Source organism: Streptomyces vastus (genome assembly GCF_039532825.1).
Taxonomy (GTDB): Bacteria; Actinomycetota; Actinomycetes; order Streptomycetales; family Streptomycetaceae; genus Streptomyces; species Streptomyces vastus.
In genome coordinates, this window is record NZ_BAAASJ010000015.1 from 1 (window position 1) to 11,021 (window position 11,021).

9 protein-coding genes and 1 pseudogene are annotated in these 11,021 nt (G+C 65.2%); 7 read left to right on the forward strand and 3 right to left on the reverse strand.

Going from position 1 to position 11,021, the window contains the following annotated elements; genetic code table 11:
• The 3 genes from ABD357_RS05485 to ABD357_RS05495 all read left to right on the forward strand — a co-directional run.
• Window positions 1–620: metallophosphoesterase (locus ABD357_RS05485; RefSeq protein WP_425584747.1), on the forward strand; the 620-nt coding region annotated here is incomplete at its 5' end.
• A gap of 131 nt (window positions 621–751) precedes the next feature.
• Window positions 752–1,444, forward strand: a complete 693-nt coding sequence (locus tag ABD357_RS05490) for a 4'-phosphopantetheinyl transferase family protein (RefSeq protein ID WP_344387849.1) — start codon at window positions 752–754, stop codon at window positions 1,442–1,444.
• A gap of 10 nt (window positions 1,445–1,454) precedes the next feature.
• The gene (locus ABD357_RS05495; RefSeq protein ID WP_344387861.1) at window positions 1,455–2,150 is read left to right on the forward strand and encodes a formylglycine-generating enzyme family protein; all 696 of its coding nucleotides are present in this window, start codon (window positions 1,455–1,457) and stop codon (window positions 2,148–2,150) included.
• A 544-nt stretch (window positions 2,151–2,694) separates the two neighbouring features.
• On the opposite strand, the pseudogene ABD357_RS05500 reads toward ABD357_RS05495, so the two are convergent.
• The 3 genes and pseudogenes from ABD357_RS05500 to ABD357_RS05510 form a co-directional block, all read right to left on the reverse strand.
• A pseudogene (locus tag ABD357_RS05500) lies at window positions 2,695–2,991 on the reverse strand (integrase core domain-containing protein); the annotation flags it as partial.
• 30 nt (window positions 2,992–3,021) lie between these two features.
• A complete protein-coding gene (locus ABD357_RS05505) occupies window positions 3,022–4,113 on the reverse strand; it encodes an integrase core domain-containing protein (protein WP_344387852.1) in 1,092 nt (363 codons plus the stop codon).
• A gap of 305 nt (window positions 4,114–4,418) precedes the next feature.
• Window positions 4,419–5,051 carry a TetR/AcrR family transcriptional regulator gene (locus ABD357_RS05510; protein ID WP_344387854.1) on the reverse strand — a complete coding sequence of 211 codons (633 nt, stop codon included), beginning with the start codon at window positions 5,049–5,051 and terminating at the stop codon, window positions 4,419–4,421.
• A 192-nt stretch (window positions 5,052–5,243) separates the two neighbouring features.
• Between ABD357_RS05510 and ABD357_RS05515 the strand changes: the two genes are divergently transcribed.
• The 4 genes from ABD357_RS05515 (at window position 5,244) to uidA (ending at window position 10,259) form a co-directional block, all read left to right on the forward strand.
• Window positions 5,244–6,536 (forward strand): sugar ABC transporter substrate-binding protein, encoded by a 1,293-nt coding sequence (locus ABD357_RS05515; RefSeq protein WP_344387856.1) that lies wholly within the window; start codon window positions 5,244–5,246, stop codon window positions 6,534–6,536.
• Complete coding sequence (locus ABD357_RS05520; RefSeq protein ID WP_344387857.1) at window positions 6,533–7,486, forward strand: carbohydrate ABC transporter permease; 954 nt, start codon at window positions 6,533–6,535, stop codon at window positions 7,484–7,486. The genes ABD357_RS05515 and ABD357_RS05520 overlap by 4 nt, the downstream gene beginning before the upstream one ends.
• 1 nt (window position 7,487) lies before the next feature.
• Window positions 7,488–8,390, forward strand: a complete 903-nt coding sequence (locus ABD357_RS05525) for a carbohydrate ABC transporter permease (protein WP_344387858.1) — start codon at window positions 7,488–7,490, stop codon at window positions 8,388–8,390.
• Between the two features lie 75 nt (window positions 8,391–8,465).
• The gene (gene uidA / locus ABD357_RS05530; protein ID WP_344387859.1) at window positions 8,466–10,259 is read left to right on the forward strand and encodes a beta-glucuronidase; all 1,794 of its coding nucleotides are present in this window, start codon (window positions 8,466–8,468) and stop codon (window positions 10,257–10,259) included.
• The last annotated feature ends 762 nt before the right edge of the window (window positions 10,260–11,021 follow it).

Sequence of the window (11,021 nt, forward strand, 5' to 3'; positions counted from 1 at the left end):
CGGATACCGGAGCCCGATCGACTACGAACACGACCACCGAGCCAACTCCGCCCTGGGGCTGGCCGCATAGAAGATCTCCACAGTTCGAGGGGATTGACACCCCGCTCTTCGTCGGGTACGACTACTCATTCCTAGCCCCGAAAGCCCGCACCAAACAGGAGTCACTGCGCATCGCTCACGAGGCGGGCGTTGTATGCACCGACGAATACCTGCTGCACCCTGACCCATATCCGTCGCGAGACGCCTGGTGCCGAGACCGAGTCAAACTCACCGAGGAACGACTGGCCGCCGTCCCCGACGGACACCACACAATCCTCGTCAACCATTATCCGCTGGTGCGGGAGCCCACCCGAGTGCTGCGGCACCCGGAGTTCGCCCAGTGGTGCGGGACCGAACTCACCGCGGACTGGCACCGGCGATTCCGGGCTGCCGCCGTCATCTACGGACACCTCCACATTCCCCGGGTCACCTGGCATGACGGCGTTCGCTTCGAGGAAGTGTCGATCGGCTATCCACGGGAGTGGCGCCCGCGCCCACCCCGTTCGCCCTTGCGGAAGGTCTGGCTGCACCCACCGGCAGGGGGCGAGCATGCGAGAGTCACACAGGCTCGCAGCCACTGACGATCTCGGGTACTCACACAACCACGGAAGCAATCGCGCAATCACGAATTCAACATGACTGACCATGTCTGGTTCCTGACGGACCTCGAGTTCCTCGAAGTCCGCCTGAAGGCAAGGACGTTCCGACCCAAGTGATCAATGAACTGATACCTGCCCCTGCCCGTGTCGAGCACGCCTTCGTTGATTACGAATCGTCCCTGCTCGCCCTGTACCCGGACGAGGCCGTTGCGGTTACTCGCGCCCTACCGAAGCGGAAACGGGAGTACGCCAGTGTCCGCATGTGCGCCCGTAGGGCGATGAGCGCGCTCGGCGTACCCGCATCCCCCCTCCTGTCGGGGCCCCGGGGCGCGCCGCAGTGGCCGGCCGGGCTGGTCGGCAGCATGACCCACTGCCTGGGATTTCGAGCGGCCGCCGTCGCCCGCGCTTCCGACTTCCGCGGGCTGGGCCTCGATGCCGAACCAAACGAACCGCTGCCTCCGGATCTATTGGAGTTCATCTCGCTGCCGCAGGAGCGCACCCGGGTACACGAGTTGGCAGGAATGAACCCGGAGATCCGCTGGGACCGGCTATTGTTCAGCGCCAAGGAAGCGGTTTTTAAGGTCTGGTATCCGATCACCCAGCGGGAACTCGGCTTCGAGCAGGCCGACATAAGAATCGGTGCCCGATCGGGCACCTTCACCGCACAGTTGTCCGCCACAGCGGTGGGATCCAGTGATGAGTTTCCGAACAGGCTGAATGGCCGCTGGCGGTGCCGAGACGGTTTCATCCTGACGGCCATCGCGCTTCGCACCCGGCGGGGGCTGCCCGCCGCTCGGGAGATATGATCACTTGTTGATGAACACAACTGGAGACTCCGGGATGGTTGATGTTCCGCCCGGGCGCGTGGAGCTGTCGGACCGGCGAACGCTGCGGAAGTGGACAGTTCCGCTTGAACCTTTTCGTCTCGGGGCTCACCCGGTGACGCAGCTGCTCTATACGCACATCACCGGTCACCAGCCGAGCACCGCCCAAGGGGACCAGCTGCCCGTCGAGGGCGTCTCCTGGCGAGATGCTGTGCAGTTCTGCAATGCGCTGTCCAGCTACCACGGGCTCTCGTTGGCATATGCGTTCCATGCCGACGCAGAAGGAGTCACATGGGACATGTCGGCCGACGGGTACCGGCTGCCAACCGAGGCCGAGTGGGAGCACGCATGTCGTGCCAGTACGAGTGGACCACGATACGGACCACTCGATGAAATTGCCTGGTATCGGGAGAATTCATCCGATCAGAGCCATCGAGTGGGTGGCAAGCGGCCGAATTCTTGGGGACTTTACGACATGCTGGGCAACGTATGGGAATGGTGCTGGGACCTCTATGACCCCGAGGTCTACGGCAGTTACCGAGTACTGCGCGGCGGAGGCTGGTTCGATGAGCACTGGAGCTGCCGGGCCTCGGTGAGACGCCGCAGCCATCCGACCTTCCGCGTCGAAGACGTGGGGTTTCGCGTCGCCCGGTCGACGGTCAGTGAGCGACTCTGTCGGGAATCTTGATTGCGCCGTGAGGCGCGGTGAATTGAAGGAGGTGCAAGACCTCCTCGCCAGCCTGTCGCAGCAGGCTGGTGGGAGCTGAGCGCAGTCCGACCCGGGAGACGCCGGGGAGGGCGGGAAGCAGCGCTGACAAAGCCGGGACGGCCTGGAACTGCCAGACGGGCCGGGTCCGGCGAGCGAGATCAGAGGGCATACGAGAGGAAACAGTGGTAAAGCTCCGTAAGCGTGGCACCGGCTCAAATCTGGTGGATATGGGCCGGGTTGCAGTGCACAGTCTGTTCGCTGGGCGGGCTGACTCCGTAGCCGACTTGGCGTGTCGGTGGGGAGGCCACGGTGAAAGCCTGCGGCGTAACCGTGGCGATGCTGCCGGGGCAAAGCTGGATGCCGGACTGATCGATCGATTCACCGTGAACACGGGAACCATCCCGCATCGCTCCCTTGGCCCGGTATCCATCCGGGTTCTTGGGATAGATGCGTCGTCTGTCGAAGGTGGGGCCTCCCCCTGAGTGGTGGACACTGTGCGTGCCGAGAATCATGTCCGTGCAGGTCAAGCGGCGTGTTGGTACTCGTGGATCACTCCGCCGAGGCGGTCGTGTCGACGTATGTCGAGGCGAGCGATCTCCCTGGGGTCGGTGATGGTTTCGGGGAGTGCGCGCAGCGGCGCGGCTGCCTGCAGGGAGCGGTGGGTGCGGTGCTCGTTGTAGAACCGCTCGTACTCGCTCAGGGCATGGCGCAGGTGGTGAGCGTTCCAGATGAGGGTGCGGTCGAGGAGCTCGCGGCGGGGGCTGAGCACCCATCTCTCCATAATCGAGTTCATCCTTGGCATGCGGACGCCGGTGAACACTGCGGGTGCCGATTATTACGTCCGTGCCGGTCAGGCGGCGTGTGTGTACTGGTGGAGGAGGCCGCCGAGTCGATCACGTCGATGGACGTCCAGTCGGTCGAGCCGCTCGGGTTCGGTGATCGGTTCGGGGACCGGTCGCAGGGGTGCTGCGCTGTGCAGGGTGCGGTGGGGCCGGTGCTGGTTGTAGAACACTTCGAACTCGGCGAGTGTGTGGAGCACGTGGGGCAGGTTCCAGATCAAGGTGCGGTCGAGTAGCTCGTGTCGGCAGGTCTGCACCCAACGCTCCATGAGCGAGTTCATGCGGGGGATGCGGATGCCGGTGGTGACGATCTCGATACCCTCGGCCTCGAAGACGGCGTCGAACGCGCGGGTGTACTTGCCGTCGCGGTCCCTGATCAGGTGTGTGACGGTGGCGCCGGCGTCCTGAAGGTCCATGACCAGGTTCCTCGCGGTCTGGGTGACCCAGTCCGCGGTGGGGTGGGCTGTCGCGCCGAGGATGCGGATGCGGCGGCTGGCGTGCTCGATGACGGCGAAGACGTACACGCTCGTGCCGTTCAGGGTGGTGGCGGTGAAGAAGTCGCAGGCCAGGATCGCGTGCGCCTGGCTGCGCAGGAAGGCGGCCCAGGTCTGGCGGTCACGTTCGGGGGCAGGCTGGATCCCGTGCTGCTTGAGGATCTCCCACACCGTGGAAGGGGCGATCTTGATGCCGAGGGCGGCGAGTTCGCCGTGGATCCTTCTGTAGCCCCATCCGGAGTTCTCCCGCGCCAGGCGCAGGACGAGAGCCTGGATGCTGCGACGGGCCGACGGTCTGCCGGGCCGCTTGCGCCGGGAGGCGTCGGCGTGGCGGCGGTGCATGAGATCGCGATGCCACCGCAGGATCGTGTCCGGGGAGACGATCAGGTGCAACTGCCGCAGCTTGGGCCTCGGGAGCCGGTGGAGGAGCGCGGCAAGGAAGGCGCGGTCCGCCGTCGTGACGCGCGGCCTGTCGGTCTGGCGCTGCAGGACGGCCAGCTGGTGGCGCAGCGTCAATATCTCGATGTCCTTGTCCACGTCGCTCATCGGCAGGAGCCGTATGAAGGCGAACACGCTCGACACAGCGAGGTAGGGCAGTCGTAGCAGCACGATCGATCAGCCTGACACGCCTGTCCGCCATCCATCGGCCGCCTACAAGAACCTGCACGTCACAGACCATGGATGGAATTTTCGGCACCCGCACGCACTCCGGCCCGATGGGCTTCGAGGAGCCGTGGACGCAGGCCGCGCCAGAGCGTCTCCACGACGTTTTCCATGTTCTCGCCGACGTTGATCGCGGCCGGGCGCACTTGAGCAAGGCGGTGAGCGGCTTGCGTCGCATTCCCGCACCCGGCAGGCCGGAAGCCCGGGCGGGCGGCGCGGCTGATGTCCGGTCGGGAGGGCGCCAGGTGCTGCTACGGGTGCCGGCTGCCGGCGGAAGGATCGCCCAACAGATCCTCCAACCCTGCCGATATCCCGGCTATGAGATCACGCCGCGGGTCGATGAGCCACTGGAGCTGGAGCCCGTCCCACATGGCCACAAGGGCTGCCGCGATCAGCTCGGGATGCCTCCGGTTGGAGATACGACCCTCGTCCTGGTCCCTGCGTACCGCGGTCGCGACAAGGGTGACGACCCGCTCGTACCTGTCACGGAACCACTCGTGCGCCGGGTGATCGGGAGCCGAGGCCTCCGCGGCCATCAGGGCGAGGAGCCGCAGCATCTCCTGTCGTTCCAGATTGCGGCGGACGTACCGCATCACCGCGTAGGTCACACCCTTTTCCCGGCTGTCCGACTCGAAGGAGTCGCCGCTCGCGGAGTCGGCGTTCTCGAGGACGGCGACCAGGAGCGCGCTCTTGCTGGGGAAGTGGTGCACGACGCTGGTCAGGCTCATGCCGAGCTGTTTGGCGATCTCCCTCAGGGACCCTCCGCGGTAGCCGCGCGCCGCGAACACGGCGGTCGCTGAAGCGACGATCTCGGCCCTGCGCTGTGCGCTCTTGGCGTAGGGGCCTCGGCGGGTGGCCGGACGGGCCGTCGTCTCTTCGGTCATGCCCCAAGCCTATGCATGCCCCCGAACCCGGGTGGCGGTGCGCAATAGTGTCCGGCCACCGGCCCGCCACCATTGCCCTCGCTGAAACTATGGCAACTGTTCGGTTTTCGATGTACGGTCTCGCTCATCCCACACCACGACGTGCGGTAGAGCCGCTCACGCATCCACCGGGTGGAGAGGAGACGGACAACGATGTTCACCTCACCTGTCTCGAAAGCACTCATCGGCGGACTGACCGCCGCACTGCTCCTGATCGGTTGCGGCCGGTCCGATACGCAAGGAAGTGGGGGCGCCACCAGCGCTCCCGTCGACACCTCACCGGCCAAGGGCGAGATCAACGTATGGGCCATGGGCACCGAGGGTGAGCACCTGCCCGAGCTGGCCGCGCGCTTCCGGAAGACCAACCCGGACGCGAAGGTGAAGGTCACGGCCATCCCGTGGCAGGACTACGCCAAGAAGGTCGAAACGGCGATCGCCTCCAAGGACACACCGGACGCCACCCTCGTCGGAACCGCCGACCTGACGAACTTCGCCTCGACGGGCGGACTCGAGCCGGTACCGGCCGGCCTCGTCGACACCTCGTCCTTCTACAGCGGCGCCGCCCGGAGCACCACATTCGAAGGAGGCACGTACGCCGTCCCCTGGTATGTGGAGACACGTTCCCTGTTCTACCGCAAGGACCTGGCACGGGCCGCCGGACTGTCCGCGCCGAAGACCTGGCAGGAGTACCGCCCGTTCCTCAAGGCCCTGCAGAAGCAGGGCGCGAAGTGGGGCCTGTCGCTCCCAACCGGCGTGGCGACGAGCTGGCAGTATGTCTTGCCCTTCATGTGGCAGGCCGGTGCGGACCTCATGAACAAGAACGGCACCGAGTTCACCTTCGACACGCCCGAGGCCCTTGAGGGGATGCAGTTCTACCAGTCCTTCTTCACGTCGAAGACCACCAGCCGCAACGGGCCGGTGGGCCTCGGGGAGATCGAGCCGCAGTTCGTCGACGGTTCCACCGCCGCACTCATCGCCGGCCCCTGGGAGACGGCACTGCTGGAGGAGGCGGGCGGAGCGGACTTCGTCAAGGACAAGGTGGGGGTTGCCCCGTTCCCCAAGGGGCCGAAGTCCAACGCCAGCTACATCGGGGGTGGGCACTGGACGGTGTTCAAGGACGCGAAGAACCGCGACGGCGCCTGGAAGTTCATCCGGTGGCTCTCCCGGCCCGACGTCCAGCAGGACTGGTACGAACTCTCCGGAGACCTTCCCGCCGTGCAGTCGGCCTGGAGCGAGGGGAAGCTCAAGTCGGATCCGGTGCTGGCCGCCTTCCGGTCCCAGCTGGAGACCGCGCTGCCCGGCCCGAACGTCACCACGTGGAAACAGATCGCCGCGGTCCTCGATGCCGAGATCGAGAAGGTGGCCAAAGGTGTCTCGTCGCCGCAGGACGCTCTGGAACGGGTTCAGGCGAAGGCGTCCTCGATCGGAACGGGGCAGCCTCGATGACCACGACCACCTCCGTGGAACCCGCACGCGAGAGGTCTTCCACCAGGCAAAGCGCCCAGCGGACGAGGGGTGGTTCCCGACACCTGCGGCGCACCTTGGTCGCCTGGGCCTTCTGCTCGCCCTTCGTCCTGCTGTTCGCGACTTTCGGCATCTGGCCGGTCTTCTCGTCACTGTCGATGAGCGTCACCGACATCACCAGCAGGGACGTGGAGACGCCCTTCAGCGTCAACTTCGTCGGCCTGGAGAACTACACCGCGCTGTTCGCCGATCCCACCTTCGTCCGCGCCGCTCTGAACACGCTCTATTTCGTCGCCGTGGGCCTCCCTTTGACGATGGTGTTCTCCCTCGCGATTGCCGTCGCACTCAACTCCGGGATCCAGCGCGCGAAGGGCTTCTTCCGGGTCGCCTACTTCGCTCCGGTCGTGACGAGCATCGTGGCGATAGCGGTCGTGTGGAGGTACCTCTACAAGCCTGACGGGATGATCAACTCAGTCCTGTCCGTAGTGGGAATCTCGGGGCCGGACTGGCTGAACGATCCGAACTGGTCCATGCCCGCCCTCATACTGATGGCGGTCTGGCGGCACTTCGGCATCCCCATGGTGATCTTCCTGGCGGGACTGCAGTCGATACCTCCCGAACTGCACGAGGCGGCCGTTGTGGACGGCGCGTCGCGCTGGCGTGCCTTCCGCAGCGTGACCTTGCCGCTGCTCAGGCCGACCACCCTGGTGGTCGCCGTTCTGCTCAGCATCAGCTACCTCCAGTTCTTCGAGGAACCGTTCGTCATGACGAGCGGCGGCCCTTTGGACAGCACGACATCGATCAGCTACTACGCCTACGAGCAATTCGGCTTCGGGAATTACGGACTGGCCTCGGCCGCGTCCTATGTGCTGGTCACCGCGATCGCTCTGCTGAGCTTTCTGCAGTTCCGCATCTTCCGAGCGAAGGCCTGACATGACCGCCACCACCACAACGACGACAGGCCCGGCCACCACGACACCGACAGGCCCGGCCTTCCGTGACCGGCGTCCGTCCCGGCGCGTCCCTACGAGTCGTGTCGTTCTCTACTGCACCCTCGTGCTGGGCCTCCTCGCGACGCTGGCGCCCTTTGCCTGGATGTTCCTCGGCTCGGTGAAACCCACAGGTGAGATCGTCGCTCATCCGAGCTCCTGGCTCCCTCGGTCCCCGACCTTCGCCAACTTCGAACAACTGCTGTCGAAGCAGAACTTCGGACTGTACTTCCTGAACAGCACACTCGTAGCGGTGGCCTGTGTTCTGGGGAATCTGCTGTTCTGCTCGATGGCCGGATACGCCTTCGCGAAGATCGAGTTCGCGGGGAAGCGTCTGCTGTTCGGTCTCGTCCTCACCATGCTGATCATTCCCGGCGTCACGACCTTCGTCCCACTGTTCGTGCTCGTCAGCAACATGGGCCTGGGCAACTCCTACCTCGGGCTCGTCCTGCCCTTCCTCGTGACACCGCTCGGCGTGTTCATCATGCGGCAGTTCATCCGGGACATCCCGGACGCCCTCGTCGAGGCGGCGCGCCTCGACGGTGCGGGCGAATCCTGGATCTTCCTCAGGGTGATCCTTCCGCTGACCCGGCCCGCGCTGGCGACACTGGCGATCCTCACCTTCCTCGCGCAGTGGAACAACTTCCTGTGGCCGCTCGTCATCGCACAGACCGAGGACCACTACACGCTGCCGGTCGCTCTCGCCCTCTTCTCCGTGGGAGCCAACGGCACTGACTACGGCCTTCTGCTGGCCGGGGCGGTCACGGTCGTCACACCGATCATCCTTCTCTTCCTCGCCCTGCAACGGCACTTCGTCGAGGGCATCGCCAACACCGGCATCAAATAGCCCTCTTTCGACCGCCGCAGACCTGCCCTCTCGACCACCGAGTCGACACGCGCACAACGAACAGGAGAACCGACCATGCTTCGTCCTCAGGACGGCCCCACTCGTGAACGCCGCTCCCTGTGCGGCCTGTGGAGCTTCCGTCTGGACGCGGAGGGCCTCGGCCGTGCCGAGGGCTGGTGGCGCTCGCAGCTCGCGGGCGCCGTGGACATCCCGGTGCCCGCCAGCTACAACGACATCTTCCCGGACGCGACCGTCCGTGACCATGTCGGCGACGTCTGGTACCAGACGCATGTATGGGTTCCTGCCCGGTGGGCGGGGGAACGGACGGTGCTCCGCTTCGACGCTGCGACGCATCGCGCGATCGCCTGGGTCAACGATGTTGAGGTCGTCCGGCACGAAGGCGGTTACACCCCCTTCGAGGCCGACGTCACAGCGCACTTGCGGCCGGGTGCCGAAAACTGTGTCACCGTCGTGGTCAACAACGAACTGACCTGGGAGTCGATACCACCCGGCCGAGTGGAGGAACGCACGGACGGCCGCCGTGTGCAGCACTACTTCCACGACTTCTTCAACTACGCGGGCCTGCACCGGCCCGTGTGGCTGTACACCACGCCCCCCGTCCACATCACCGACATCACCGTGACCACCAGCCTCGAGGACACGACCGGCCTCGTCGCCTACCGCGTGGACAGCACCGCGCAGGCCGAAGAGCACGAGGTGCGTGTCTCGCTGCGCGATGCCTCCGGGGTCGAGGTCCATGTTGCCACCGGAGCGGCGGGAACCCTCAGAGTCGCGGACGTGCACCCCTGGGCGCCCGGCGACGGCTACCTCTACGAACTCGAGGCCACGCTGTGGAGCAGCTCCGGCGGCCTTGTCGACAGTTACCGGCAGTCCGTGGGCGTGCGCACTGTGGAGGTACGGGGCAAGGAGTTCCTGATCAACGGAACCCCGTTTTACTTCAAGGGGTTCGGCAAGCACGAGGACGCCGCCGTGCGCGGCAGGGGCCACGACGACATCCTGATGGTGCACGACTTCGCCCTGCTGGAGTGGACCGGCGCGAACTCGTTCCGCACCTCGCACTACCCCTACGCCGAAGAGGTGCTGGACTACGCGGACCGGCAGGGTGTGGTGGTCATCGACGAGACCGCGGCCGCCGGCCTGAACCTGAACATCGCGGGAGGTGTTTTCGGCTCCGGTCGGAAGGTGTCCACGTTCTCGCCCGACACCGTGAGTGAGAGCACCCTTCGCACGCACCTGCAGGCGGTGAAGGAGCTCGTGACCCGCGACAAGAACCATCCGAGTGTCGTGCTGTGGTCCATCGCCAACGAGCCGGACAACGTCCAACCGGAGGCGCGCGACTACTTCGCACCACTGGCGGCCGAGGCGCGCCGACTGGATCCCTCACGACCCGTCGCCTACGTCAACGCGCTCATGGGGAAACCGGACCAGTGCGTGGTCACCGACCTGTTCGACGTCGTGCTCCTCAACCGTTACTACGGCTGGTACTTCGGCCCCAACGACCTGGCGGCGGCCGAGACGGAGTTGGCGGCGGAACTGCGGCAGTGGGCCGCGCACGACAAGCCCATCGTCATCACCGAGTACGGAGCGGACGCCTACCCCGGACTGCGCAACGTCGTACCCAGCCCGTGGACCGAGGAGTATCAGGCCGAACTGCTCGACGTGTACCACCGGGTGTTCGACCGTGTCGACGCGGTCGTCGGCGAGCAGGTCTGGAACTTCGCCGACTTCGCCACGGCGCCCGGAGTCTTCCGTGTCGACGGCAACAAAAAGGGAGTGTTCACCCGCGAACGCCGGCCGAAGAGCGCGGCGTTCAGCCTGCGCGCCCGCTGGCGGAAGACCGGCCAGTAGGACTCGGTCAGGTCTCTCATCTGTATGTGGCTGCGGAGGGGACAGTGTCCCCGGGCCTCACCTACAGCCCGTGGGGACGTGATCACGTGCCACAAACCGAGGACCCTACCGCACCAAGATCACCCAACGGAAGCGACGATGGGGCCGGGCGGGCGGGCACAACGGTCATTCTGTGCGAGCCGAGCGAGCCCAATACTCACGAATCAGAGTGAGCTTCCCTTCGAAAGTACTGTCATACCTCCGACTAGTAAATGCGCCGGGTATTGCAAGCGACCGCCCGTGCTTGCGAACGATGCGCAAGTCCCACCACTCAGCGCTTCGCCCCTGATGGCGCCGCTTCTCGATATGAGTAACCTCAGCCCATGGGATCGACCGGCGGCTAAAGAAAGTACGGAATACGATCCGATCGGACGTAAGGAGAGTTCGACCGTATCCCCGGTTAATCATGTAGGTGACCGAGAGCAGCCAGCATATAGCAACAGAAATAATCCACGAGAATTGTTCGCCTACCGCAGTCAGTGCTATCGCCAAGCCGCCAAAAATTGCCGTCAAATATCCAGTCCACCACCAGTTCTTGCGCCGAGCAGCGGTATCGAGGGCAATCCAAGTGTCAGGCATGCGCGGATTCTACAGTCCCTGGTTTCGAGGTGGAAGGGCGGCTTCTGTCAATCCCCTCGAACTGTGGAGATCTTCTATGCGGCCAGCCCCAGGGCGGAGTTGGCTCGGTGGTCGTGTTCGTAGTCGATCGGGCTCCGGTATCCG

What these genes read in the sequence shown, in the direction of transcription:
- ABD357_RS05495 (WP_344387861.1), top strand. Translation starts at nt 1,455, where the DNA reads ATGAACACAACTGGAGACTCCGGGATGGTTGATGTTCCGCCCGGGCGC.
- ABD357_RS05510 (WP_344387854.1), bottom strand. Translation starts at nt 5,051, where the DNA reads ATGACCGAAGAGACGACGGCCCGTCCGGCCACCCGCCGAGGCCCCTAC.
- ABD357_RS05515 (WP_344387856.1), top strand. Translation starts at nt 5,244, where the DNA reads ATGTTCACCTCACCTGTCTCGAAAGCACTCATCGGCGGACTGACCGCC.
- ABD357_RS05520 (WP_344387857.1), top strand. Translation starts at nt 6,533, where the DNA reads ATGACCACGACCACCTCCGTGGAACCCGCACGCGAGAGGTCTTCCACC.
- ABD357_RS05525 (WP_344387858.1), top strand. Translation starts at nt 7,488, where the DNA reads ATGACCGCCACCACCACAACGACGACAGGCCCGGCCACCACGACACCG.
- uidA (WP_344387859.1), top strand. Translation starts at nt 8,466, where the DNA reads ATGCTTCGTCCTCAGGACGGCCCCACTCGTGAACGCCGCTCCCTGTGC.